This window comes from Methanolacinia petrolearia DSM 11571 (genome assembly GCF_000147875.1).
Taxonomy (GTDB): Archaea; Halobacteriota; Methanomicrobia; order Methanomicrobiales; family Methanomicrobiaceae; genus Methanolacinia; species Methanolacinia petrolearia.
On the sequence record NC_014507.1, the window covers coordinates 1,605,943 to 1,631,816 of the forward strand.

The 25,874-nt window shown below is 45.6% G+C and carries 21 protein-coding genes; 9 read left to right on the forward strand and 12 right to left on the reverse strand.

The window, feature by feature from the left end; translation table 11 throughout:
- Nucleotides 1-93: 93 nt before the first annotated feature.
- From MPET_RS08035 to MPET_RS08060, 6 genes are all read left to right on the forward strand, one after another.
- A complete protein-coding gene (locus MPET_RS08035; RefSeq protein WP_013329519.1) occupies nt 94-1,500 on the forward strand; it encodes a phosphoadenosine phosphosulfate reductase domain-containing protein in 1,407 nt (468 codons plus the stop codon).
- Nucleotides 1,478-2,080 carry an imidazole glycerol phosphate synthase subunit HisH gene (gene hisH, locus MPET_RS08040; RefSeq protein ID WP_013329520.1) on the forward strand — a complete coding sequence of 201 codons (603 nt, stop codon included), beginning with the start codon at nt 1,478-1,480 and terminating at the stop codon, nt 2,078-2,080. Before MPET_RS08035 ends, hisH begins: the two co-directional genes overlap by 23 nt.
- 127 nt (nt 2,081-2,207) lie before the next feature.
- Nucleotides 2,208-3,572 (forward strand): linear amide C-N hydrolase, encoded by a 1,365-nt coding sequence (locus MPET_RS08045; RefSeq protein WP_013329521.1) that lies wholly within the window; start codon nt 2,208-2,210, stop codon nt 3,570-3,572.
- 592 nt (nt 3,573-4,164) lie between these two features.
- Nucleotides 4,165-4,470, forward strand: a complete 306-nt coding sequence (locus MPET_RS08050) for a hypothetical protein (protein ID WP_013329522.1) — start codon at nt 4,165-4,167, stop codon at nt 4,468-4,470.
- Nucleotides 4,471-4,940: 470 nt separating this feature from the next.
- Nucleotides 4,941-8,510 (forward strand): RHS repeat-associated core domain-containing protein, encoded by a 3,570-nt coding sequence (locus tag MPET_RS08055; protein ID WP_225353800.1) that lies wholly within the window; start codon nt 4,941-4,943, stop codon nt 8,508-8,510.
- A 71-nt stretch (nt 8,511-8,581) separates the two neighbouring features.
- Entirely contained in the window at nt 8,582-9,286 is a 705-nt protein-coding gene (locus tag MPET_RS08060) for a hypothetical protein (protein WP_013329524.1), read from the forward strand.
- A 413-nt stretch (nt 9,287-9,699) separates the two neighbouring features.
- Here MPET_RS08060 and MPET_RS08065 read toward each other — a convergent pair whose 3' ends face one another.
- The 8 genes from MPET_RS08065 to MPET_RS08100 form a co-directional block, all read right to left on the reverse strand.
- A complete protein-coding gene (locus MPET_RS08065) occupies nt 9,700-10,893 on the reverse strand; it encodes a deoxyguanosinetriphosphate triphosphohydrolase family protein (protein WP_013329525.1) in 1,194 nt (397 codons plus the stop codon).
- Between the two features lie 107 nt (nt 10,894-11,000).
- On the reverse strand, nt 11,001-12,092 hold the full coding sequence (locus MPET_RS08070) for a PepSY domain-containing protein (protein ID WP_013329526.1): 1,092 nt from the start codon (nt 12,090-12,092) through the stop codon (nt 11,001-11,003).
- A 288-nt stretch (nt 12,093-12,380) separates the two neighbouring features.
- A complete protein-coding gene (locus MPET_RS08075; protein ID WP_013329527.1) occupies nt 12,381-13,364 on the reverse strand; it encodes an ABC transporter permease in 984 nt (327 codons plus the stop codon).
- A 14-nt stretch (nt 13,365-13,378) separates the two neighbouring features.
- Complete coding sequence (locus MPET_RS08080; RefSeq protein ID WP_013329528.1) at nt 13,379-14,395, reverse strand: ABC transporter permease; 1,017 nt, start codon at nt 14,393-14,395, stop codon at nt 13,379-13,381.
- A gap of 3 nt (nt 14,396-14,398) precedes the next feature.
- Entirely contained in the window at nt 14,399-15,322 is a 924-nt protein-coding gene (locus tag MPET_RS08085; RefSeq protein WP_048130787.1) for an ABC transporter ATP-binding protein, read from the reverse strand.
- 210 nt (nt 15,323-15,532) lie between these two features.
- Complete coding sequence (locus tag MPET_RS08090; RefSeq protein WP_013329530.1) at nt 15,533-16,600, reverse strand: hypothetical protein; 1,068 nt, start codon at nt 16,598-16,600, stop codon at nt 15,533-15,535.
- Nucleotides 16,601-16,791: 191 nt separating this feature from the next.
- Nucleotides 16,792-17,193 carry a hypothetical protein gene (locus MPET_RS08095; RefSeq protein WP_013329531.1) on the reverse strand — a complete coding sequence of 134 codons (402 nt, stop codon included), beginning with the start codon at nt 17,191-17,193 and terminating at the stop codon, nt 16,792-16,794.
- Between the two features lie 360 nt (nt 17,194-17,553).
- A complete protein-coding gene (locus MPET_RS08100) occupies nt 17,554-18,219 on the reverse strand; it encodes a winged helix-turn-helix transcriptional regulator (protein WP_013329532.1) in 666 nt (221 codons plus the stop codon).
- Nucleotides 18,220-18,648: 429 nt separating this feature from the next.
- Between MPET_RS08100 and MPET_RS15340 the strand changes: the two genes are divergently transcribed.
- Nucleotides 18,649-18,813, forward strand: a complete 165-nt coding sequence (locus MPET_RS15340) for a hypothetical protein (RefSeq protein WP_187287546.1) — start codon at nt 18,649-18,651, stop codon at nt 18,811-18,813.
- Between the two features lie 401 nt (nt 18,814-19,214).
- Here MPET_RS15340 and MPET_RS14520 read toward each other — a convergent pair whose 3' ends face one another.
- From MPET_RS14520 to MPET_RS08120, 4 genes are read right to left on the reverse strand one after another with little or no spacing between them, the layout of a single operon-like run.
- On the reverse strand, nt 19,215-20,015 hold the full coding sequence (locus MPET_RS14520) for an ArsR/SmtB family transcription factor (RefSeq protein WP_013329533.1): 801 nt from the start codon (nt 20,013-20,015) through the stop codon (nt 19,215-19,217).
- Between the two features lie 10 nt (nt 20,016-20,025).
- Entirely contained in the window at nt 20,026-22,764 is a 2,739-nt protein-coding gene (gene alaS / locus MPET_RS08110; RefSeq protein ID WP_013329534.1) for an alanine--tRNA ligase, read from the reverse strand.
- Between the two features lie 30 nt (nt 22,765-22,794).
- Nucleotides 22,795-23,154, reverse strand: coding sequence for an SWIM zinc finger family protein (locus tag MPET_RS08115; protein WP_048131062.1), 360 nt, complete (start codon nt 23,152-23,154; stop codon nt 22,795-22,797).
- Between the two features lie 17 nt (nt 23,155-23,171).
- Nucleotides 23,172-23,885: a Nif3-like dinuclear metal center hexameric protein gene (locus MPET_RS08120; protein ID WP_013329536.1), complete on the reverse strand. Its 714-nt coding sequence runs from the start codon at nt 23,883-23,885 to the stop codon at nt 23,172-23,174.
- Between the two features lie 94 nt (nt 23,886-23,979).
- Between MPET_RS08120 and MPET_RS08125 the strand changes: the two genes are divergently transcribed.
- Nucleotides 23,980-25,488 (forward strand): homocysteine biosynthesis protein, encoded by a 1,509-nt coding sequence (locus MPET_RS08125; protein ID WP_013329537.1) that lies wholly within the window; start codon nt 23,980-23,982, stop codon nt 25,486-25,488.
- Nucleotides 25,485-25,871, forward strand: coding sequence for a 4Fe-4S binding protein (locus tag MPET_RS08130; RefSeq protein WP_013329538.1), 387 nt, complete (start codon nt 25,485-25,487; stop codon nt 25,869-25,871). Before MPET_RS08125 ends, MPET_RS08130 begins: the two co-directional genes overlap by 4 nt.
- Nucleotides 25,872-25,874: the final 3 nt, after the last annotated feature.

Sequence of the window (25,874 nt, forward strand, 5' to 3'; positions counted from 1 at the left end):
TGTTTTGAAAGTGTCGGATCTCTCATTTTCCGGGGGAATAAATTGACAGATGCGGCAGTTTATTACTTTTAGAATCGAAAAAATTAATCACAGATGGCAAAATCGTTTCTTGGAAAACTGACCCTGTACTGGTGCGACGAGTGCGGAACGCCGGTACTCGGAAAGAAGTGCTCCTGCGGCGCCGAAACACGCCAGGTCCAGGTGACTCCACCGGGGGATATCAGGCCGGCGTTTCAGGCGGATATAGATCATATAAATAAATTATACAGATCCTTCTTCGGTTCCGACCTGATCCCGGAGAATCATATCGCGGTTCTGAATAAAATTCCCGATAAGGACAGGATGGAGGAGGTCGTCATGGGAGGCGCAGTAGTCTGTGCGTTCAGGTATCTTCCGGAAGAGAAGAGATGGGAGATCCTCCCGAGGACTCATGCCGCATTATACTCGAAGCCGGAGAAAGGATTCGTGATTGCCGACGACGGTGCGATAGAATCTATTCAGAGCGGATCGAGCCTGCTTGCACCGGGTCTTGTCGATATTCACCCGGATGTGAAGGACGGCGACGAGGTTCTTATACTCGACCGGGCGGGCAACTGCATCGGTGCCGGAAGGTCACGAGTCAATGCAGCCGATGCCGTCAAAATGGAGAGAGGACAGGTAGTAAGGACGAGAAAGGCCGGACAAGGAGTCTGCATTCCCAAAGAATCCACGTGGGAGAAGGCGGTGGAATCGAATGGAATTGTCCTGAAGAATATGGAGACCGAGGCGGTGAACTTCGTCAAATCAGTTAAAAGCAAAAATCCCGATCTCTTCGCTTCCGTATCGTATTCGGGAGGAAAGGACAGCCTTGCAACGCTCCTGATCGTGCAGAAGGCGATAGGAAAAGTTCCGATTATATTCTCGGATACGGGCCTTGAATTCCCGGAGACATACAAAAATATCGAGGAGGTTGTCCGGAAATACGATCTCGAAATTATCAAAACAGGAGCCGGGGATTCCTTCTGGAATAACATGGAGATCCAGGGGCCGCCTTCGGTGGATGCAAGATGGTGCTGCAGCGTATGTAAACTGAACCCGGTCAGGGATCTAATAAAGGAGAACTGGGGAGAGTGCCTCTCGTTCATCGGACAGAGGAAGTATGAGTCTCTCGCGAGGATGAAGAGCCCGCGGGTCTGGAGGAACTTCAAGGTCCAGGTCCAGCTCTCGGCATCGCCGATCCAGCACTGGACCGCCCTGCACGTATTCCTCTATCTTTTTCAGGAGAAGGCGCCATACAATGAATTATACGAGAGAAGGATCGACCGGATCGGGTGTTTCATGTGCCCGTCGAGCGATATAGCGACATTCGAGACTATAAAGAGCGATTACCCGGATCTCTGGCAGGTATGGGAGAGCAAACTTGAAGACTACAGGGAGAAGAACGATCTTCCTGAATCATGGGCCGTAAATTTCGAATGGAGAAAGAGAGGAGAGACGGATGACACAAGTAGCTATTCTTGATTACGGTCTGGGCAACCTGCGAAGTGTGAAGAAGGGAGTCGAAAAAGCGGGAGCTTCGGTCTTTATCACGTCAGATGTCGAAGAGATGGCGACCGCAGACGGCGTGGTCCTTCCCGGGGTCGGGGCCTTTTCCGAGGGAATGGAAAAACTGAACGAGATGAAGAAGGCCCTTATGAATTACGTCGAATCCTCCCCTGTCCTCGGAATATGCCTCGGGATGCAGATGCTTCTCGACGTCGGTGAAGAATATGGGATACACGAGGGCCTCGGGCTCGTTCCCGGGAGAGTGAAGCAGTTCCCGGAGAGGCCGGGATACAAGATCCCTCATATGGGCTGGAACACTCTGAAGATTGTAAACGACGATCCGCTCTTCGAGGGGATCCCGGATAACAGCTACGTCTATTTCGTCCACTCGTATTATGCCGAAACAGAGGAGAGATATACTCTTACCTCGACGGACTATATCTGCGAATTTTCATCTTCGATAAGGAATAAAAACGCCTGGGGAACGCAGTTTCACCCGGAGAAAAGCGGTGAGACGGGCCTGAAGATCCTTGAGAATTTTATCGGGATGCTTTGATTTTTTTCTGAAAATATCCACCCTCCTTCTACAGGGATCCTGGTTTTTATTTTTTTAAGCCTGATTAGATTCTCTTTCGATATTTCATTTCAACACGGTTATTAGGAAATGCCGTGCATTATTTTGGATGAAGCGAACCGGCCCTCTGTTGGTTGTAGCGTTTATTTTGGTCGTAGTTCTTCTTTTCCTGGGTTCTGCCGTGGTGTACGGTTCATATGATAAGGGCCCTCGAACGACAACTGAAGTTCTCCTGAACCAGGAGAACGGAACATATATGAAAGTCATCCATGTTGTCGTCAGGGGAGGAACGGAAGAGGAGATAGGGTATGAGCTGGGAAAGGTAGGTATAGAAGAGTTTAATTCGATTCTTCTGCCTTTCGACGATCCAGTGTACGGGGAGGAAAAAGAGCAGTATATCAAAGGCTATGATGAAGACCTGTACGAGCGGGTACAGGGAGTGAAGCAGGCATATCAGCTCGGTGAAGACAATTACAGCTACGATGCCAGTTTCCCGTTTTACGTCGGAGGTATCCCGTTATGTTCGGCGATTTACTTCCCTCCTGTTAGCACGGAAGACGGTCACGCAATTGCGGGCAGGAATATGGACTGGTACTATAATTCTGACCAGGATGAATTTACAGGTGTTACAGATCTTAGTCTGTTCACGAATAATACGGATATCAATGACGAAAAATTCGATGAACTCCTGGCAGATAAAATAGGAACACTTGCCCACGTCGCAGAGATCTATCCTGATGAAGGATATGCCACCCTGGTAGTAGGAACCATGGATCTTCTTACAGGGGTTGTCGACGGGTTGAACGAAAAGGGGTTGTATGTAGCGTCGCTCCAGGACGGCGACACATATACCGATGCTTTCTCCGACCTTGCCGGATTCACCACTACAAGACCGAATTACATGCAGGTGCTCGGATCGATCCTTGAGCATTGCGCCAATGTGGAGGAAGCAAAACAAATGCTGACCGAATCACAGTTTACAATGCCATTCATGGGCGTCCACTTCCTTATCTGCGACGATTCGGGAGCTGCAACAATTGCAGAATACGACAATGAATCCCGTGAATTGATCTTTACGGATTACCAGGATACTGCAGTCCCGCTTACCAATTATGCAGTTTATCTCAAGCCAGATATCAGTCAATACCCGCCTGAAAATCCTAATAATGCACACGACGATTACCTGAGAAGTGCAAAACTTCACGATTATATCTCGGATCATGAGGGGACTTTTACGACGGACGATGCATGGGATGCAATGGAGATGGTCGAGGCAAATGCAGATCTCAGTCCGGAAGAAATACTGGCAGGAGAGAATGAAACGGATCGTCTGCTGTGGACTGTTGTAACGGACCTAACCGACAGATCGATGACTGTCAAATTTTTCTTAAAAGACGGTCCGATCAACAACGAGACATACAGGACTCATGATCTTGTCCTTTCCGAGCCTTTTACATTTAAACTTGAGCGGTGAGAATAATCGGAAGGAGACCCTGATAGGAGAATTTTTCTTTTTTTTTATTTTTGTTAATATTGATAATAACTGGACAACAAATTCCCTCTCTTTTTCGGATTAGATATTTAATATCTCAAGTAATATTGACGGGCTTAATCTCCTGAAAGGGCAGTTTATCATAAGAACGAAGGCCTGAAGTCATGGTGTGTTCGCTTTGCGAACTGATGCTTGGTTTGGGTCAAAGTGTTTGTCTCCTGAATACATGGAATTTATCCATAAAACAATTATATTACTCAAAATTAAAAACCACCCGTATTCAAAAAAAATTGTTAAATAACAATATTTATTGCTAAGCCATACAAAAATTATTCTCGCATCTCCTGTGGTGCGTTTTGGGGGTTTGGAGGATGAAATAAAAACCATTTCATCCCTCTGTTTCTTCGTGAAACTGTAATTTCTCCAGGGACCGGTCAATCCCGATGATAATATACAGAAAAATTCCTGAAGAAATTCCGGTCTGATGAAACCATAAAGATCGGATAAAGAGATTGAGAGGATTTTTTTAATTCTCCGGACACCTCAAAAGCTGGAAAAATAAAGGGGGATTATTATGTTTACAAAATTGAAAAATGCATGTATTTTATCGTTGATTATCAACTTTTGTATAAAGGGGTTTGCCCTAACTACTCATGGAAAAGAAAATGACGCCAAGACCGGCAAAAATATAAAATCTCAATTTGTTGAAACCAAATTAAAATCAGCAGTTGAGTCTGTTTTATTCAGTCCGGTATGCGGTATGCAACAGATTCATTGTTCTATGACTGCAGATAGTTTCGGACTTCTGTTTTATTTTGGATCTGAGTCTGCTTATTCCAATTATATGAGAATTTATCATCGATTTATGGTGATTTTATGAAAAAGTTACTTATTATAATTTTAATATTAGGTTGTTTGGTTGGTATATCTTCAGCTTTTTCTTATACGTCTGATCTTGGATATCATGTTTGGGATGATCCTAATTGGGGTTTAATTGAAGAAGATGAAGTGATTACATTTGATGAAGTTTTAGGTAATGCTTATTGGTGTAATGCGGACCAGTTACCTTTTGATCTTTCTGTATTCGATGGAGGTTCTTTTACGTGTACTGCAAATGGTGTTACTTGCACTGGAAATATTGAGGGGGGAAGTTCAGGCCTTAACCTTATACTTGATGATCCTTCTTTGTATTTTGTTGTTCCTAGACATAGTGTTCGGTATTCTAATTTTGATGTGTATCCCCCTGAACTAATTGATCCGGATGGTGTTTCAGGCTTTGTGTGTGGTTATCCGGTATATCCTGGGCTTCAAACAATACCTGTTACTTTTGTTTCTCCGTCAAGATTATCAATGTTAGAGGTTCTAAACAACCGCCCCCGGGAGTTCCTGCGAAATCTGAGCGCTTTGGGCATTCAAGGATTTTCCGCTCTTTCCAGTGAACCGGTAAATCTTGCAACCGGGAATTATGTTTACCAGTACCAGGATCTCTACATTCCGGGACGCGGACTGCCCCTGGCAGTTACCCGTAGTTACAATTCCCAGAGTCCCATGAGCGGGCCTTTCGGCTCAGGCTGGACCTTTAATTACAACATGAGACTGGCAGGAATCAAAGGCAGTGAAGATGTACTGGTGATACGGGAAGACGGTCACACGGATATATATAATGCCGTTTCGAACGGTACCTATTCCCCACCCCTGGGGGTCTTCGATAGATTGACCATAAATGCAGATTGTTCCTACACACTTGAAAGTAAAGATCACATAAAGTATATCTTTACCCCGACAGGTCAGCTGAGTAATATCACGGATAACAACGGGAATAAGATAGATCTCACTTATACCGGCGATTATCTTACCCGGGTGACAGATTCCTCAGGGAGAGAGCTGACCTTCACCTATGATGCAGCAGGACGGATCGTTTCAATCACCGATCCCATAGGCAGAATTTTGAGCTATACCTACGATGCGAATGATAACCTGATCAGGTATACCGATCCTGCAGGCGGACAATTCGATTATACGTACGATGAAAACCACTGGCTGACCTCAATAACAAATTCCAGGGGAATCCAGTTCGTAACCAATACTTATGACGGAGACGGGCGTGTTATCAGCCAGAGCAATGCCCAAGGTGTGGTAACCACGTTCAGTTACGATATGAATAACCGGACAACGACCGAAACCGATCCACTGGGCAGGAGTACCCAATACACCCATAACGAGTATTTCTGGGAGCTTAATGAGGTTGATGCACTGGGCAATACCACTTATTACACATATGACAGTAATGGAAACAGGATCACCGCAACCGATGCGAATCGCCATTCAACTCTATGTTCCTATGATGAGAACGGGAACATCATTCAGGTTACAGATGCATCAGGTCACGTCACCAACAATACCTATGATTCAAAGAGTAACCTCCTAAGCAGTAAGGATGCATTGGGACACCAGGAAACATTCAGTTATGACGTAAACAGCAATCTGGTCCAAACTACTAATGCAATGGGATATGTTACGACTTTTACGTACGACCAGTACGGACAGGTGACAAATACACAGGATGCCAACGGACATGCTACCACCAATAGTTATGACAATTATGGTAACCTGATTGCCCTTACCGATGCCGCCGGCAATACGGAAACATACTCTTATGATCTTGTGGGACGTCAGGTTAGTGCAACCGATGCCAAAGGCAAGACCAGTACACTCATTTATGATGCACTCGACCGGCTTCTGAGTATTACCGATCCGCTAGGCCATAGCACGGCTTACAGCTATGATGGTGTAGGAAACCGGATCAGCTGTACCGATGCCATGGGAAGAACGACATTTTACACTTATGATTCCCTCAACCTGCTCACACAGGTCACCGATCCACTGGGAGGGACAGCAAGTTACGCCTATGACACGGTGGAAAATCTCGTTTCCATGACCGACGCGAACGGCCACACGACCCAGTACTCTTACGATCAGGTGAACCGCCTGACCGCCATTACCGATCCCCTTGGATATATCACAGGTTACAGCTACGACGCAGTCGGCAATAAGGTCAGTTCCACGGACAATAACGGGGATACGACCCATCTCACGTATGATTCGTTAGACCGAATCACAGGAATATCGTACCACGACCAGACATCGGCGAGTTACACCTATGACGCTGTAGGCAACCGGCTGACGATGACCGACAGTTCCGGGACGACGAGTTACGCATATGACGGGCTTAACCGGCTGACAGGCGTTACAGGTTCAGGCGGTCAGTTTGTACAATACGGTTATGACCCGGTCGGCAACAGGATCCAAACCACTTATCCCGATGGCCGGACGGTTTCGTACGGATATGATAATGTTAACAGGCTGAACGGCGTGACCGACTGGACTGGCAGCATTACCAGCTATGGCTACGATGCGAACAGTAACCTGGTGGACATGACTTATCCCAACGGGAGAGAGACGGAATACACGTATGATGACGCTAACAGGCTGACTAATATGATCAATACGGATGGAGAGGATGTAGTCTCGAGTCACGCGTATACGCTTGATGCAGTAGGGAACCACCTCCAGGTCACGGAAAGCGGGCTGAACGTTGCATTCGGGTTGAACGTTGCAACTACCACATACGAGTATGATGTACTGAACCGCCTGGACACGGTGACGTCCCCGGGTACAACGGTGACCTACACGTACGATTCCAGTGGAAACCGGCTGAGTATGGCCACAACTGCCGGGAACGTGAGGTCGACAGTTGCCTACACTTATGATGCAGGTGACCGGCTGCTTAGTGCAGGGGGAACCACCTATACCTATGACAACAATGGCAACCGGATTCAGAAAAATGAACTAAACGGGACAACATTGTACGGGTATGATGATGCCGGCAGACTGGCCGGCGTATCACTGCCGGGAGGTACCTCAGTTGAATTTGCATATGACGGAGACGGCAACCGTCTCAGCAAATCCGTCGACAGCGCCAATACGACATGGTATGTATGGGATGTCAATGGCGGCCTGCCGCAGGTTCTTACCGAAACGGACGGAGAGGGTACATCTCTTTCCCTCTATGGCCTGCAACGGATCTCCATGACCAATTCGTCGGGAGAACAGATCTATTACCAGTACGACGGACTGGGAAGCGTACGCGGTCTGAGCGACGGCAGCGGAAACACTGTTGCCGGGTATTCTTACGATGCCTTCGGCGAGCCGGATTTTATAACGGGTCAGGAGTATAACGATTTCCTTTTCACCGGGGAGCAGACGGATTCCGAAACCGGATTGATCTATCTCAGGGCAAGGTATTATGATCCGGAAACCGGGCGGTTTATTTCAAAGGACCCGTTTACCGGGTTTGCTACCAACACCCAGAGTCTGAACAGGTACACGTACGTCCAGAATAATCCTGTCCGGTTTACCGATCCGAGCGGGAAAGTGCTCTGGTGGGTCCCGGGTGTTGCTGGCGCTGCTATTAATGATGCATGGTATATAGGAGAGGTGATCGGGACCTATGCGGCAACTGGTGAAAACACTTTTAGTTTGTGCACGTTAGCAGGTCGTACAGCAGGAGGATTTGCCGGTGGAACTATGGCCGCATACGCAGCGGGATCATTAAACCCCGTTGCTGCTGGTGCTGCATGGAGTGCAGCTGAGTATAGTGTTGATACTTATACACAAGGCATGCTTTCTTCAATAGGAGTTCCGGGAAGTACAGAAGAATTCTCTTGGGAAGGTCTTGCAGTTTCTACCGGGAGTGGTGCAATTTCAGGAGGATTTGGGAAGAAAATATTTTCTCCAAACGTGGGAAGAAATCCAAAATATTTAATCACGGCGTTGACCGGAAAACAAATGCAGAAGGAAATGCGAAAAAGTCGCTTTGGAAACATCGTTAATGCTGGCCTTGCAAATGGTGTAAAGTAATCAGGTTATCGAACGAATCAAATGAAGAGGAACTAAAAACTCAGTATAATTTTTATGAGGAGTTGCTGAAAATGATTGAGAGAAAGGAAATATTACGCTATGTATTATTGATTATCTGCGTTTTCGTTCTTTTTGCTATTCCATGGGCATCGATTATCGGCATACAAGACCCGGGCCTTATTGAAACAATCAGGTTATTTCAACGTATTGCGGGTGTGGGAATTTTAACGTATATTGTTATAACAATAATTTATCAATTCTATCAAAAATCACTGACGCAGGAGATGAAGGAAGAAGAGATCAAGGAGGCTGATCAGGAAGAGACCCGACAATCGCTCTTCAAACCAACGATCGGGGTATTAATCTTTTTTATGATATTTACATTCATTCCTGCATTTGATATCATCTATTCCCTGATAAAAAATGAAGTGGATTTTAATCATACTAGTTGCTCGTTTGTAGTGATTGCAATTTTTATCTTGTTGTGGTATCTAACGCCTGTTTTCATCTTTAAAGAGGATTCGGTGCAGATCAAATCATTCCTCTTTTACTTCTTTCATATTGACTGGAAAACAGAGATAAAATATGCGGATATTACTGCAGTTAAACCTGCTCCGAAGGGAAAAGTAAGTGAAGAATTCCGCAGGTACAGGCTTGAAATATTTATGAATGGAAAAAAGAAGAAAAATGTCCTCACTTTATATAATAGCGATATAGTCGCCAAAATCTATTTGCGGTTCAAGGATAAACTGGGGGACAAGGTAAAATTAAAATAATCTTTCATTTCTCCTTTCCGTCATTTCCAAATCAAGATTAGTTTATCGGATGAATGCAGCGAAAGTGTAGCTGGAAATGATTTTGAGATAAATGTAATTCTAAAAAATTTCATAAGTCCTGTGTTTCATACTTCTGATTATTTCCTGGACATCTATTATCGGTATATAAGACCCGGTTTTACTCGTATGAATCAGAGTTATTATAAATAATTGTTAACGCACTCGACCTTTCCAATCAGTCCGCAATCACAGACAAGGCCTGGAGGATGCTATAAGTTCGCCAAGAGGAATCGCTCCATACATAAACCGATGTCAGGAACAAGACTTGGATAAAATATTTTGTGGAAATAGTTTCACGAAGAGAATGCTCCGTACCTGCATTAAAGAAGCTACATTTTCCAGAGACCAAAACCCTAACCAAAATCCCTGAACTTCCTCTCGGGAAGAACGATCTTCTTGAAGACAGACTCAAAATAGCTGTTCGTCATTCCGGCGATATAATCGCGGATGATCTCGGGAGGCTTCAGGCTCTCGATATAGCTTCTCTGGAATGCTTCCGAATCTATGAGATCGCTGTAGATCAAAGACGAACTGTTCTCCGATTCCAGGTCCAAAAGATAATGATCAAATACCGTATCAAACATCAGTTCGAGCTTGTAATCCTGCTCGTGAAGACGGTGGTTCTCATATATTTTTTTGTAATTGTATTTCTTCAGTTCAAGAACAAGGGAATAAACATCGTCCGAAAAAGCGATACAGTCCGTATCAATGCTCGTCTCGATAATATCCCTGCAGAAAGAATCGATTACGAGGCCGTTGATATCCCTATATGAGGCATTATTATTCATCAGCTTCCTGAGATCTTCCGGAAGATCGTCCAGACTCTCGTCGATAAGCCCTACCTCGATTGCGTCCTGGAGATCTCTGCCGAGATATGCAATCGTATCTGCGAACCTGACGATGCAGCCCTCGAATGTCGCAGGGGAGGGATCGGACCCTGCCTCGGCGTCCGCCAGTTTTTTATCGAAATGTTCCCAGGAAAAATTCCGTTCAGGAGTGATGCAGCAGTCCGTCACCTCTCCGTTATGGCATAAAACCGAATCAAGGACCTGGAGGGTCAGGTCGCACTCTTCGAGTTTGTCGAGAAACCTTACGCTCTGGATATTGTGCTTGAAACCACCGATGCCATGTTTCCTGCAGAGAACGTCAAGATACTTCTCGCCCGTATGGCCGAAGGGAGTGTGTCCGATGTCGTGCCCGAGTGCCGACGCCTCGATCAGGTCCTCGTTGTAGCCGAGCGCCCTCCCGATCGTCCTTGCGATCTTCGAGACGAGCTGGACATGGATCGAACGGTGGGTGATATGCTCGTTGTCGATGAAATAGAAGACCTGTGTCTTGTCGATATATCTCGAATAGGCCTTTGAATGGATGATCCGGTCGATATCCCGGAAGAAAGGAGGACGAAGCCACGGGTCTTCGGGCTTTGAATTTTTTCTCCGTACCGCCTCGCTGTTGAGGCACGCACCCTTCGAATAACTACTGCCGACTGAAGCGCTCCGCTCCTTTATCCTCTTGATCGTCTCTTTGCTGAGCTGCACAATGATCATTTTCGCCTGTATTGTTAAAAAAAGGATGTTTGGTTCGTTCAGGGAAACATAAAATATAATTGGTAAATTAATTCGAAAATTTCGATTTTCAAAAAAATATTTCAGGATTAAAATTGTATGTCGATGATCTCCCCTGTATGTGCATCGATAATTCCGTAATGCATTCTCCCGTTAGGTGTAGTGTAAGGAAGCTCCCAGATCAATTTCAACGGACTTGTTACGTACCCGTCTTCTATGTCCATATAATAAGGCACATCAAGCCACTGGAGATTGGGATAATTATAGTACTGGTAACGCTGGCAGTATTCGACATCCACCTTACTTCCCCCGTTGTTCTCTTTCAGGCGTTCTTCGAGTATCTCCTTCGCCTCATCGATCGTAATATCCGGTTCCGGCGACAGTGTAGTGATATTGTATAAGGCTTCGGGGTCTCTCCTCGTATCAAAGTAATAATTGACGGTATCAAGCCTCATATCATAATTTATGCTGCTGTGATCTTCGAAGTAGACCACACCCTCGTAAGTGGTGCAGATATCCAGGTCAAGAAACAGGTCATCGTCATAATCGTGTCTGGCTATATAGAACTCATCCTTGTGATCCTCATAATACTTTTCGCCGACCATCTTTCTGTAGAACTCGAGTGCGTGCTCTTCGGCTTCCTCAACAGATATAATCGCTTCATCGTCATTATCTCCGCCCCACCCTTCCGGTCCGTAACGTCCGATCGTTTTCCTTTCGGGATCATATACGACAATGACAGTTCTCGGATCATTCTGGTCGTAATACTTGAAAATTGCTCTTCTTTCCTCCACTTTTGAGAGGTCGAGAACATCTGAAAATACAATAGCGGGCACGATATATCCGCTATAATATAAGCGTCCCCATGAGACATTATCAAGAGTATTTTCATCCAAATCAGGGAAAAGTCTTATAATTTCCTGCTTGGCCTCTTTCACAAGCGATTCCTTTTCTTCATCGCTGTAAGGAGGGAGAGGATTCTCGTCCTGGGGCCAGGGCACTTTTATGAAAGAATCTTCCGAAGAAAAAGTTACGAGAGGATTTTGTTCTCCCGTAGATAGAACAGCCTGCGCTTCCGTAATCCCTGTCTCACATGTATCAAAAGTGTATCCTGATACCGTTAAGACGGTAAGCATGAATACAAATAAAGCAACGAATTCGATCTTTTTTGATTTTTTCATTATAGTATCCTCCGGATCTTTGTTGACATTGTTTCAGGGTACTGTCTGTTTAATATTATATGTCATTTCTATGACAGATTTCGAATTAAATAGCTCAAGGGTGGATAAGAATACCGGTGATCTAAAAGAAATGAACATCATATTTTCGGTCATGACTTTTAGAAGATCTTCAGTTGGAGAATTTTAAATCAAAAAAATCAGTAATATTAATTATGTTTTTCTTTGTCATCCGGAAGTTCACATTGCCTCAAAATAATCCGTACCGGCGTATGCATTTTTCTTCCGGTCTCACCTCAGATCAGTCCTCATGAATCTCACATAGGCTATTCCAAAAAAGACAGCAGGATATGCAATCAGGAAAAGGACATAACCCCACATTGAAGCAAGCGTTTCTCCCACTGGAGGCAGAGTTCTGTCAAATTCCAAGGAACCACTATAATCTCTGCTGTGTTGAGGCCATGTTAAAACCTTGGATAATTCCCAATAATCCATCCTAATAGAAATATATTCTACAAACTGCATTAACTCATCTTTATTTTTATTATAATCCACGGACATCTGGTACAATTCGTTATTATCGAGGCTGTCAATGTATTGATATTCAGTAGAAGGGTCAGATCCCATAATAATCTCTGCCGTGTAGTTTCCGGCCGTATAAACTACACTCATAAAGAACAGCAATGCCAACAAAGAAAAAACGAGTGACATCCCGCTTGTCTTTGAAAACGTCGATATCATCAGGGACATTATGAATACTCCTGAGAGGAAGAGGACTGTAAACAGCCAAAACATGAATATATAGCTCAGTTCCGTTACCCCGGGGACGATTGAGTGGACAAGAAGTACTGCAAATGCCAGAACAAAGACAATGGTTGTCGTAATTGCCAGTACGATTATGCCGCCCAGGGCCTTCCCGTTGATAACTTCATCCCTGTAAACGGGAACGGATAATATCGCCTTAATCGAACCTGATTCACGTTCCTTAGTAATCAGATCGAAACCAAGCGCTACTGCAATAATCGGACCGAAGATTGAGCGACCTCCAATCGCACTCATGATTCCACCGAATATGTTGACGGTATAAGGCAGGTTGTAAATTGAAGAAGTACCGCTGCTGCAGCTTCTTATTCCCTCCAGATAAGTACCGGTTTCCTTAAGAAAAAATATTCCACAGATTGTTAAAAGTAAAAACAGAAGACCGATAAAGCGAAAACTGGTTAAATGATCCTGTGCTTCCTTTATCGCAATGAGTCTGATCCTGTGTAAATCCATATTATACCTCCTTTTCACCTGAGATCGGACTTCATAAATCTAACATAGGCGGTTCCAAAGAAAATTACCGGCCACATAATAAAAACAATAAGTTTTACCCATTGATCCTCTATTAAAGTCCAGAATGTAGGTTCTTCGATATCTTGTGCAAGTTCTTTGATGGAGTCAAAGTCCAGACCGTCTTTGTTGATTGCATACCCTGAAGGCATCGTAATTGGAAGGGTTATCTGCTGGTATACATATCTTATTGAAAAAGTATTGAAAAAATCGCGAATTCCCATACTATTTCCATTGTATTCATCCATAGCCTCCTGATACGCAGCGTACTGGGCGGAAGAGGCCATGTCCGGGATATCCTCGGGAGGATTTCCAACCAACAAATAAGTTCCTAATTCACCTCCACCTGTGGGAATTATAAACAACATGATAAAAACAATTACAAGTGCCAGGATCAACGAACCGCTGCTTGTATTTGTTATCACTGAAGTCATTAATGAAACTGTGAATGACGCGATCATGAAGAGGAGGGTTATCAGCCATATCAGGCCGATACCCAGTATCTCGTCTATATCCGGAACAATGCCCAGGATCAGCATAACCGCGAAGATGATGATAAATCCGGCTATACTTATCGCATTCAGGGCCATTATACCCCCAATAGCCTTTCCGTTTATCAATTCATCCCTGTAAAGCGGCTGTGAAAGGATTGTCTTTATCGAACCTCTTTCTCTTTCACCTGAAATGAGATCAAAACCAAGTGCAAGTCCGATAACTATCCCGAGACCATCAACACCTATGGAACTCACAATATCCGAAAAAACACGCAATGCAGAAGGCTGAAATATTAAAAATTCACCGCTGGCCCCTCCACTTTTGTAGCTCTCAAGCGCATTATTGTAGTCATCGACCCCGCTTGCCGTTTCAATAACGAGTACTATGCAGAATATGATCATTATCCAGAACAGCCTTTTGCTGAGGATATGATCGGTAAACTCTTTTTTTGATATTATCGCAAGCCTTGTTAGATCCACTCCTTATTCCCTCCTGTAAACCTTAAGGAAGAGATCTTCAAGCCCAGGACGATCGAGATACATCTCGGTTATTCCTGAGCAGTGATTCTTTAACTTCTCTGCAAGAATGGGACGTATATCCTTTTCGACCGAGATCTCAATACCATCTTTCGTCCTTTCAATCTCAAGAATGTCTGGATTTTTAATCGATTCGACCTCGGTATAAAGGTCCGGGTTTATGGATTTGATAACGATCTTCTGCCTTGTGCCACTCTGCCTGATGAGTTCGTCTTCGACCTCTTCGACAGATCCTTTTGCAACAAGTCTTCCCTGTGAGATTATTCCGAGTGTAGTGCACACTGCCCTAACCTCCGAGAGAATATGTGAACAAATGAGGACGGTCTTTCCTTCCTGTTCGAGCTCTTTTATAATCTCCCTGTACCTCAGCACCCCTTCCGGGTCCAGGTTCGCGGTCGGTTCGTCGAGGATCACTACTTTCGGGTCGTTTAAAAGTGCAAGCGCGAGCCCAAGTCTCTGGTTCATTCCTCTTGAATATTCGCCGACTTTCTGAGTGACCCCGTTCAGCCTGACGCTTTTTAAGAGTCTTTCGATTCTTTCTTCCCTTTCGTTTTTCTCAATCGGGTAGAATTTTCCGAGATAGTCGAGGTTCTCATATCCTGTCAGGTTCCGGTAAAAGCCGACATCCTCCGGGAGGTAGCCGAGAATTTCCTTCCCTTTAAGAGGATTTAAAGCGACGTTAACTCCGTCTATCGTGCATATGCCGGATGTAGGTTCGATCATCCCGGTGAGCATCAGGATGGTCGTACTCTTTCCTGCCCCGTTGGGGCCGAGGAAACCGAAGACTTCCCCGTCTCCGACTTCGAGATTCAGGTTGTCGACCGCGTTTTTTTCGTTATATTCTTTGGTAAGGTTTTCAGTTTTTATCATGTATTCCCCATTATTGACTGTATTTTGTTCTCCGGAGTACTTTGGGAAACCACAATGCTTTCCCTGGATTATTAAAACAGACATCTAATTTGGCTATTTATTACGTTCCTGACTCTGCCTGTTTAAAATTAATATATAATTTAATATTATATCCCATTTCTCGGACAAAATACGAATTGATTTATGGTTCACAAAAAAATTGTTTTTAGATTATGACTGAATGTCGATAATTTCGCCGGTATGTGCATCAATAATACCATAATGTATACTTCCGTCTGCTGTTGTAAACGGGAGCTCCCAGATGAGTTTCAGTGGACTTGTTACATAACCGCCCTCTATGTCCATGTAATATGGTTCATCAAGCCACTGGAGATTGGGAAAATCGGAATACTGGTTACGCTGACAGTACTCGATCTCCACTTCATTGCCGCCGTTGTCATCTTTTAACTGTGCTTCAAGTATCTTTTTTGCTTCATCAATTGTGATATCGGGAGTTGGTGATAATGTAGTAATCTGAGACAGGACATCCGGATTATTTTGTCGGTTAATATATTCATCGATATAATTATTGACTCCATCATACCTCATATCATATACCACCCAGGTATGATCATTAAAATATACTACTCCCTCATAAGTTGTAGCTATCTCTACGTAAAGGAAGACTGAATTCAGATCATCGAAATCTCTTATAGTAACAAAATCATATTTATGGAATTCATATTCATCACCCATTACATCTTTATAGAACTCAATTGCACGTTCTTTCGCCTCATCGGTAGTAACTATCGCGGTATCATTATCATCGAAAGATGTTCTTGCTGATCCATATTTGGTAATTATATCTTGGCTTGAATCATATACTATCTCAACAGTTCTCTGCCCAATATCAGATGACTCTGAAACATTTGAAAAGACAATGGCAGGTACTCTATAACCGGCGTAATGATGGCTTCCCCATACGTAGTCATTTAATGTATCTCCGCTCACATCCGGGAAAACTCTCATGATTTCCTCTTTTGCCTCCTCGATAAGTGACGTCTTCTCTTCATCACTGTAGGGAGGAACCGGGTTCTCGTCCTGGGGCCAGGGAACCTTTATCGTAGAAGCAGAAGAAGATTCAACAGTTGGAGTAGTCTGTTCTTCCGTTGGCTGAACCGTTGGTGTTTCTGTAACCGCTGTTTCTTTTGTGCCAAGAGTGCATCCGGAAATAAAAACAGCTGTTGCAATAAGTACTGATAGCAGGATCAGTGAAATTAAATTTATTTTTTCAACCATATTATCACTTTGAATTCCAGCCGATGCTGTTTCAGAAGAATATCTAATTCAATAATATATGCCATTTCTCGGACAAAGTCCAAACTGATTTGAATTTATTGTTTCAGGATAATATATCCTGAAAAAAATGGTTTGATTTAAGAGTAATATACCTGACCCGGATGCCTCCGAATTTCAGATATGGATCTCATTTAAGCATACAGAGTGGTCTTTACATTGCCGCTCTGTCCGGTTGAGCAGGTTAATTTTGTAGTTATAACATGATCACGCTGCTGCTGTGTATCCTGGTAGGTCTTATATCCTGTACTGACCAACCATGTTCCAGATGCAGTTTCAGAAAATGGACCGAAAGAGATACGCGTGTTTGATATTGTAAGTCTGACTGTAATCCAGTCTACATCACCAACTATACTCTCGGCCTTTCCAAGAGCCTGGAACTGATCAGAAGAACTGCTGATCCAGTCTCCATCCGCGGTCACGTCATATGGCCCTATTGGTTGTGTATTAGCACTAACAGGCATCGCAAGAACAGCCCCTGCCGCAAGTATCATAAATACCAGCAGGGTCGCTTTTCCAAAGCTGATTTTTTTCATTTTTCTTACCTTCTTTTTTATTTTATTGAAGATAACGCTATATCGGGATCATGTCGAAATGCAGGGAATCAGGTCTGAAAGAGACTCCTTAAAACATCGGCTGGTCCTTCTTCGTAATCTTCATTCAGTCGTCTAATCTGGAGCTATATATCATTTATAAGACAAAATGCGAACTAATTCGTAGTTTGTCCTATTAATATCACGCTCTAAAAAAGTGCAGGATTTTTTCTTGATTTAGAAAAGATATTGTCTCGCTTTTTTTAAGAAAATTTAACGCTGAATATCAAGTTTGTATGAATATAACATACAAAATAAATATTTCTTTAGATGCAACTGCGCCAATTTGATTTATTGGAAGTGTCATTTTACACGGAATTCTGAATAAATATGTTTTTCAAAAAGGTTGTAAAAATCATCACTAATGTTATACATTGTAAACCAACCCTTGGTTTGAGATTCTATTACACCTTTTCCTTTAAGAAATCCAAGATGCTTGCTTGTCGTTGATTCCGAATATCCGGTATTTTCAGCAATTTTTTTATTATTGATCCTTGGGTTCTTATAGACCTCTGTAATTATTCTTTTAAGAGTACCGTCACGCATAATTAAAAATAACTCTTTTTCCTCGTTTGAATAAGATGAATCCCCGATAAAGTAATGATGTTTCCCGCTCTCGCAGACTGAACAGACCGTTCCTTCTGATTCCATAATTTTAAGATGATATTCTAATGTGCCCTTTTTCAGATCGCCATCCCTTAAAATTTCACTAAAATATATACCCGGATTCTCATCAATAAGCTTATAGATCTCGAACCTTATCTGATTTTCAAGTATATTTTTCCGGGTGACTGATCCAAAAATTATTGAAGGGAAAATGTTGAATCCCATAAAATTCCTGGATGTTGCGACAAGACCGGGCTGATCTTCGAGAATTTTCGAATAGCATGAGCTATAAAATATACCGAGAACAGTAATTGAAACAATTATCATCATAAAGATGATTTTTGCCCGGTTGATTTTTTTCATCTCTTTTTTCACCTTTTTATCACGATCATGAAGAGATCGGATCTATTCTAATGAGCTTTGAATCCAGACTGACTCATGTTGACCATATGATCAGAAATCTACCAAAATCTACGAATTCCTGATTAAACACGCAATGTATGCGTATTTTACTATTTATTCAGACACATGACTGTAGGGTAGGCCCTTTCATAGGACTCCATAACGCAGCCGGGAACATCTGTCAAATTTGATCCAATCATGGCAGTGGATCTCTCCATCACAACTGAGGACTGTTTGTGCCCCCCACTGCCCACGAAGAAAACTTTAGTTCAATCTATTAAACGTGTTGTTGAACAATAGTCTACACATTTGTGAGAGATCTCGTTCAATGAGATGAAAAAAAAGGATTTCTATCCGGTACAATCCCACACGCAGAATCTATGAAATAAAATGCTTGAAAAAGACTCAGTGATCGCGGGAGACAAAGAGGGGGTCCAAAAACCTGCTGGTTATTTCTTCGTTTATAAAATTTTAAAAATCTATGAGCATGGTTGGGCGGAATTATATTCTGAGAATATTATGGCGTGTAGGAAATTTAGAAAATATGCATTTTAAGAGGCCGCATTTTATACATGAGCCGGTAACGATCAAAATTAATATACGTTACAAAGTAGAGAATGTTTTAGCCTTGTTCAGTTTTGAGCAGGTCAACCCGAATGATTGATTCAGTTTGTACGGGCTCTCTTGAAGAACCCGGACTCTTGAAACTGTTGCTTTGGTTTTTTCATGAAACAGTACCTGGAACAACTGTTTCATTTCAACTTTCATAAATAACTGAATTAGCAAGTACTGCATTTACTGCAAAAATAATTTTTGATTGAATTAAAGTAAACAGGTTACTTACATGAATTTTCAGTCTAGCAGGGAATTTATTGAATAATTCTGTCAGGTCATAATGACTTAGATTTCCAATCAAAAAAGATCCAAGTAAAATTCAAAAAAAAGATCGATGATATTTATTGGATCTCTTCTTCCTGATCCTTAACGCCGCTCCAGAATTTCTTCTCCTTCCTCCAGACGACAACTTCGTAGAGCATCATAATCGCGAGGATCAGGCACCCGCCGAGGAAGAAAGCGATTATGAACAGGTGAACCACCGCCCCGTGATCTTCAGTCTCTACATCGACAGCGTTTGTTGTAGATTCGGGGATTGCATTATCAAACTCCTCTCCCCCCGAGATACCGGTAGCTGAAACATTTTCCTCCAGGCCTTTTGCCGCATATGTTTCCGCTGAGGTTGCCAGTGTCCGGTTATCTCCTTCGGAATACACCGTCTGGGTACCGGAAACCTCAGCAGGCGACACCCCGGATGCATATGTCATCATGACATCATTAGACGACATCGTTCCCGACTCCTGCGGGAAGAAATTAAACGTCGGCGAGACAGCCACCATCGCAAGAGTCGCTATTAAGAGGATTGCAAAAACAGATGCATATTTCAGGAGCGTATCCTTGATATCTCCGCCGGAAGGGGCCACGATAACAAGCCTGTCGTTGACGCCGTAGACCTTGACCTCCCTCCCCTTTTCGCTGTATTTGATCTTTCTTACCTCGATCAGTTCGGCATCGAGAAGATTTTCTACATGGTACTTTACGGTAGTCATCGGCTGGTTCATCCTTTCGGAGATCTCCGAAAGAGTCAGGTCGCCCTCCTTTAAGGCGGAAAGGATAGCGGTGGCACTTTCGTTAGCCATCGCCTTGCCGATCTTTTTCGCCCTTTCATCGCCGGGCTCGAGAACCAAAACCCCTTCTGACATTACCTTATTTTTATTTTAGTAATTCACTAATCATATTCTTTCCCTGCTGAAGAGCTTCGGACAGATTCTCCTTTTCCGTCCCGACACCCTGCGCAAGGCCCGGCTTTCCGCCGCCTTTTCCGCCGATCATACCGCAGACTTTTGTAACCAGGTCGGCGGCATTGATCCTTTCAGTTCCCGATGCGGCCACCACGTGAATCCTGTCCTCTCCGCCTGCAACAAGACCTACTCCGCCTTCGTTTGCAAACTTTGTGGCGATACTGACAAGCTCCTTCGGGGATGCATTCACCTCGTGGACCGCGACGGAGATCCCTCCGATCTCCTCGGACGAAAGGCCCTCCAGCCTGAGTTCGCCAAGCTCTTTGCCCAGCTTTTCGATCTCCTTCTTCTGATCCTTCCATTCGGAAAAGAACCTGTCGACAGACGAAGGCAGGTTCTCCCTCTGGACGCTGAGGGTCTGGCATGAAGAATCGAGCAGGCCTTCCATCTTCTCCATATATGCAATCGCGGAAAGACCCGCAGCAAACTCGACCCTCTCTATGCCGTCCTGGACATGCTCGACACGGATTATCTTGAGACAGCCGATCTCCCCGGTGCTCCTGCAGTGCGTTCCCGCACATGCCTGGACATCCCCTGAGACCTTCACGATACGGATCATCTTTCCGGGCGGAACACCTCCCTGGTAGAGATCGAAGCCGTACTTCTGCTCCGCAGTCGTCCGGTCCTCCCACTCGATGACGATCTTCTGGTTTTCGAGTATAATCCGGTTCGCCTCGATCTCTATCTTTTGGAGCTCTTCGGGAGTTATGTGCTTGAAGTGCCGGAGGTCGATCCTTGAACTTTCAAATCCTTTCTGTGCCCCGGCCTGGTGGATATGCGGGCCGAGTACATGTTTTGCCGCGTGGAGAAGGACATGCGTTGCGCTGTGATGGCGCATCATCGTCAGCCTGAAATTCTCGTCGATCACTCCCTTGACCTGAACTCCGCGTCTGATATCTCCGCCCTCGATCCTGTGAAGGATCACCTCGCCGAGTTTGAAGGTGTGAACAACCTTCACCATTGCGTTTTCGGAAAGAAGACGTCCGATATCCGCCGGCTGTCCTCCGCCCTCGGGGTAGAAGAGAGTCTGGTCGAGAATTACATAATTATCAAACGCATCGATGACCATCGCATCGAACTCCGTATCGGCGACCTGCTCGTAATAGAGCCTCTTCGTCGGGGGAAGACCTTCGATGCGTTTCCTGAGCGCTGCGTAGGGATCTTCCTTTACCCCTTCGTCGTTCTCCGAATGCATGTCTGCAACTACAGAATAGAAATCGTCCGGGAGATCGACCTCGACGGACTCCTCTGCGGCAATATCACGGACAATCTCCGGGGGAATACCGTGGGAGTCATACAATGTAATGAGTTCTTTAAGAGGGACAGGCTCCTTCTTTCCCCTGTACGAACCGGCGATCTTCCTGACGATCCTGGCGCCCCTCTCCATCGTCTGTTCGTATTTTACAACTTCGTTCTCGATAATCTCGTTTATGACCGAGGGTTTCTGTTCAAAGGAGTCGGGGCCGATGATCTTCATCTGCTTTTCGATCAGTTCGTAAAGCGGGGTCTCAAGACCTATCTCGTTCATCATCCGCAGGGTTCTCCGGATTACGAGACGTGCAAGGTAACCCTCCTGCGCATTCGAAGGCACGATGCAGTCCCCGAGCATATAGGCAAGACAGCGGGTGTGATCGGTAATCGCGTAGACCCTCTCGACAGGGTCCATTAATGCCTGGAGCTTCTCGAATCCAACGCCGATCGTCTTTGCCACTTCTTTTCGCATTTTAATGAGGTTTGAACCCGATATATCCATCTGACCTGCATATTTGGCATTCATCGCCAGTATCTTTGCAAGTTCGGAAGACTGGAGCAGATTTTCAAGGCCCGCGGAGATCATCAGGTCGTTGACCATCTCGGGGAAGACCGCATCATATATTGTAGGCGAACCTTTCGATGCCCATACAAATCTTTCGAGGCCGTAGCCCGTATCGACGATCCTGAGATCCATCGGGTAATAAGGAACACCTTCGAGTTCGATCGGTGTTCTGCCGTTCGCCATCTTGCCGAGGCTCATGAAGACGAGAGTCGCAACCTCGAGTCCGCCGATCATCACTTCGACACTCGGGCCGGCATTTCCTCCGCCTATCCACGGGTGCTCCTTGTAGGTGACATCTTCAAGGTTGCCGCCGATCGATTCGATAAAAAGATCGCAGAGTTCTACTGTCCGGTCTTTCCAGTATATCTCATTCTTATCGGTATTGAAAGCGTGGTGGGCCATCATCTCGAAAGTCGTCAGGTGCCTGCCGGATCTCCCGACAGAGTCGAGATCGTTGAGCCTGATGCACGGCTGGGATATCGTCAGGGGATTTGCAGGCGGAGGAACGACACCGCTTGTTACAAAAGGCTGGAAGTCGGCGATGGATGCGATTGTAAGATAGATGTCGTCCCTCCATCTTGCCGCGACAGGATATCTGCTTATTCTCTGGTGACCCTGTTTTTCAAAAAATGACAGGTATGCTTCCCTCATCTCATCCAGCGAATGAGGTTTGAACACGGGATTTCCAATGAAACTGTACGGCGCACAGGAGGCGTCTCCGCAGACTTCCCTGTTGGCATCTCTTGTCCAGAAAGCAGCACCGCATTTTTTACAAATTTTACGTTTAAGGCCATTGGATTTAAAATATTCAAGTTGATACTCTTCTTCGAGCATAGAAAACCACGCTTAACTCCTTAATTATTCTCAAGAAATGTTATTATTACTATCTGTTTCAGTATCCCCACCATTTTTTCCGGCGACAGACCACCGATCCTGATACCACTCATTAATTTCGTCGTAACCACCAGTTAACCTTGCGATCCTGACCGCCAGGATATGCCAGCACATTATTCCCCTGAAACAAAAATCATTGCAGGCGCAGAAATCGTCATCAACGACATAGGTATCCGATGTTCCATCGACCACAAAAAAATCCAGGTACTTATGGATCTTTCCGTCCTGGACTGCGTCAAGGGCCTTCCTCCCCTTCTGCGGATATTTTTTAAGAATCGACTCTATGGTCTCTTCCAGCAGTATTTCTTCGGGGGAGAAGCGTCCTTGCATTGCAGTCACCATTATGGTCACGGAATTACCGATATTCTCGGCTCGTCGGGGATATATGTCCAGCCCATTCTCCCGGCGAGCCGTTTCATGCCGGGAGACTCGAGTGCATAATGGGTGGACTCCATCAGCCCCAGTTCCGGCGGGGAATCTATCAGAATATTATGCTTCAGTTCGGCCGAGAGGAAGGCGTCGGCACCGAGCTCATATGCACATTCGATAAGCTCGGCGTCAAAACCGCTTCCCCCGACGACCGCCAGGCGTTCGATCTTTTCAGGGCAGTTGTAGAGCCTCAGCCCTCCGCCCAGGATTCCGGAGATCTCCGCAGGAGTCAGGGAGCAGTCGCCCACGAGGCCGAGAGGCATCTTCTCTGTCGCCGACAGACCCAGGATCTCAGCAAGGGCATCGTTGATGCCCCCTTCGGCATGATCGAAATTCGTGTGCATCGCGTAGATATTCAGGCCTGAGGAGAGGGCTCTTCCAAGTATGAACGCATCCTTCCCTGCGATCCTGGCCAGGGGATACCAGATCGGGGGGTGGTGAACCACAAGAGCGTCGGCATCACATAACACAGCCTGCGATACCGTGTGTCCTGTCGCGTCAAGGGAGCATGCAACTGATTCGATATCCTCCTTTCCCTCTACTATCAGGCCGATCCTTCCCTCGTCGAACTCCTCCGCAAGCTCTGGAGGAGCAATCTCTTCTAGAATCGATATAAACCGGCCGGTGTTCATACAGATTATTGGGCCGCTAATCTTGAATATCTTTCTTTATTACCAATAGTAATAATAGAAGCTCTTATATATTCTCAAAAAAGAATACATTAATATGGAAAAGTCCATTGAAGAGATCAACCGGAGAATACTGGAAGGCAGTGCCCATATAGTAACGGCCGAGGAGATGCCGGGCATTGTCGACGAACTGGGGGAGGAAGGAGCATTAAAAGAAGTTGATGTCGTAACCACCGGTACATTCGGGGCAATGTGCTCTTCAGGGGCTTTCTTCAACTTCGGCCATTCCGACCCGCCGATAAGGATGGAGCGGGCATGGATGAACGATGTCGAACTCTACTCCGGCCTTGCGGCAGTCGACGCGTACCTCGGTGCGACGCAGGAATCCGAGACGCAGGGAAGTGCGTATGGCGGAGCTCATGTTATAGAGGATCTCATATCAGGGAAATCCGTAGAACTCCGTGCATCTTCGAAAGGCACGGACTGCTACCCGAGAAAGACACTTTCGACAGATCTGCTGCTCCACGATCTCAACGAAGCGATAATGTGCAACCCCAGAAACGCGTACCAGAGGTATGCGGCCGCGACGAACTCCACCGAGAATACCCTGAATACATACATGGGAACGCTTCTTCCCGAGCACGGAAACGTAAGCTACTCGGGAGCGGGACTCCTTTCGCCCCTGATCAATGACCCAAAGCTGAAGATGATCGGAAGCGGGGTCCCGATATTTCTCTGCGGAGCAAAGGGAATGATCGTCGGGCAGGGAACTCAGTCCTCGCCCGGCACGCTCTTCGCAACCCTGATGACGACCGGAGACCTCAAGGAGATGTCCCCCAAGTACCTGCGGGCGGCTACATTCAAAAATTACGGGGTCTCGTGCTACATAGGTCTGGGTGTGCCGATCCCGGTGACCGACACCGAGATCGTGAGGAACACGGCGGTGCGGGATGAGGATATTACGACCAGTATCGTAGATTACGGTGTCCCGAGCAGGAACAGGCCGACAATAAAGACTGTAAGCTACGCGGAGCTGAAAAGCGGCAGCGTCGAGATCAACGGCGAGGAGATCAAAACCTCATCGCTCTCTTCGTTCAAGAAGGCACGCGAGATCGCAGGAGAGCTGAAGAGGTGGATCTCCTCCGGCCAGATGACGATGGTGCTTCCGACAAGGCCCTCGGATGCATCGCGGACAGTCAAACCGATGAAAGAGTCGAAACGGACCCCACGGGTTATGGAGATCATGGAGCGCAACATCACATGCATCTCAGAGGACGCCGATATCAAAACCGCAGCGAAGAAGCTCCTCCGGGGCGAGACGAACCATCTTCCCGTCCTGAACAAGGAGAACAAGGTCGTCGGAATCGTTACGACATACGATGTCTCGAAGGCGATCATAAAAGAGAATGTCAATGACAGCGTCTCGATGGTGATGTCGAGGAGCGTAATCACGACGACTCCCGAAGAGGCAGTCGATATCGCGGCGATGAAACTCGAGAGGAACAACATCAGCGCCCTGCCGGTTATTGATCCCGAAGGAAAACTTCTCGGGATTCTTACCGGAACGGATCTCGGAAAACTGCTCGGGAGGAGGTGGTACAAATGAAACTCCTTGTCAGGTTCCATAAAAGACGCGGCCAGGAGCCGATTATCGCGAGGACTGTCCTCGACACCGGCGTCCTGATAAACGTGGAGAGGGCCTACATCGAATCCATGGACGGCGAGGTCCTGATAGATGTCCCCAACGACAAGGCGAAGCTTGTATGCGAGAGGCTGAAGGCGTTCGGGGCCGAAGTAGAAAGGCTCGAAGAATCGGTGAGGCGCAAAGAGGAGGAATGCATCGACTGCGGGGAGTGCATCAGTATCTGCCCGCAGGGCGTCTTCTCCTTCGACAAGGACTGGAACATCACGATGAAGCAGGAGAACTGCGTTCTCTGCGGAAAATGCGTGGAGTCGTGCCCGCATTCGGCGCTCTCCATCCACCAGTAGGAT

Bases quoted from the DNA above. Each gene is read 5' to 3' on its own strand.
- MPET_RS08035 (WP_013329519.1), top strand. From the start codon at position 94: ATGGCAAAATCGTTTCTTGGAAAACTGACCCTGTACTGGTGCGACGAG.
- hisH (WP_013329520.1), top strand. From the start codon at position 1,478: ATGACACAAGTAGCTATTCTTGATTACGGTCTGGGCAACCTGCGAAGT.
- MPET_RS08045 (WP_013329521.1), top strand. From the start codon at position 2,208: ATGAAGCGAACCGGCCCTCTGTTGGTTGTAGCGTTTATTTTGGTCGTA.
- MPET_RS08050 (WP_013329522.1), top strand. From the start codon at position 4,165: ATGTTTACAAAATTGAAAAATGCATGTATTTTATCGTTGATTATCAAC.
- MPET_RS08055 (WP_225353800.1), top strand. From the start codon at position 4,941: ATGTTAGAGGTTCTAAACAACCGCCCCCGGGAGTTCCTGCGAAATCTG.
- MPET_RS08060 (WP_013329524.1), top strand. From the start codon at position 8,582: ATGATTGAGAGAAAGGAAATATTACGCTATGTATTATTGATTATCTGC.
- MPET_RS08065 (WP_013329525.1), bottom strand. From the start codon at position 10,893: ATGATCATTGTGCAGCTCAGCAAAGAGACGATCAAGAGGATAAAGGAG.
- MPET_RS08070 (WP_013329526.1), bottom strand. From the start codon at position 12,092: ATGAAAAAATCAAAAAAGATCGAATTCGTTGCTTTATTTGTATTCATG.
- MPET_RS08075 (WP_013329527.1), bottom strand. From the start codon at position 13,364: ATGGATTTACACAGGATCAGACTCATTGCGATAAAGGAAGCACAGGAT.
- MPET_RS08085 (WP_048130787.1), bottom strand. From the start codon at position 15,322: ATGATAAAAACTGAAAACCTTACCAAAGAATATAACGAAAAAAACGCG.
- MPET_RS08090 (WP_013329530.1), bottom strand. From the start codon at position 16,600: ATGGTTGAAAAAATAAATTTAATTTCACTGATCCTGCTATCAGTACTT.
- MPET_RS08095 (WP_013329531.1), bottom strand. From the start codon at position 17,193: ATGAAAAAAATCAGCTTTGGAAAAGCGACCCTGCTGGTATTTATGATA.
- MPET_RS08100 (WP_013329532.1), bottom strand. From the start codon at position 18,219: ATGAAAAAAATCAACCGGGCAAAAATCATCTTTATGATGATAATTGTT.
- MPET_RS15340 (WP_187287546.1), top strand. From the start codon at position 18,649: ATGCTTGAAAAAGACTCAGTGATCGCGGGAGACAAAGAGGGGGTCCAA.
- MPET_RS14520 (WP_013329533.1), bottom strand. From the start codon at position 20,015: ATGTCAGAAGGGGTTTTGGTTCTCGAGCCCGGCGATGAAAGGGCGAAA.
- alaS (WP_013329534.1), bottom strand. From the start codon at position 22,764: ATGCTCGAAGAAGAGTATCAACTTGAATATTTTAAATCCAATGGCCTT.
- MPET_RS08115 (WP_048131062.1), bottom strand. From the start codon at position 23,154: ATGCAAGGACGCTTCTCCCCCGAAGAAATACTGCTGGAAGAGACCATA.
- MPET_RS08120 (WP_013329536.1), bottom strand. From the start codon at position 23,885: ATGAACACCGGCCGGTTTATATCGATTCTAGAAGAGATTGCTCCTCCA.
- MPET_RS08125 (WP_013329537.1), top strand. From the start codon at position 23,980: ATGGAAAAGTCCATTGAAGAGATCAACCGGAGAATACTGGAAGGCAGT.
- MPET_RS08130 (WP_013329538.1), top strand. From the start codon at position 25,485: ATGAAACTCCTTGTCAGGTTCCATAAAAGACGCGGCCAGGAGCCGATT.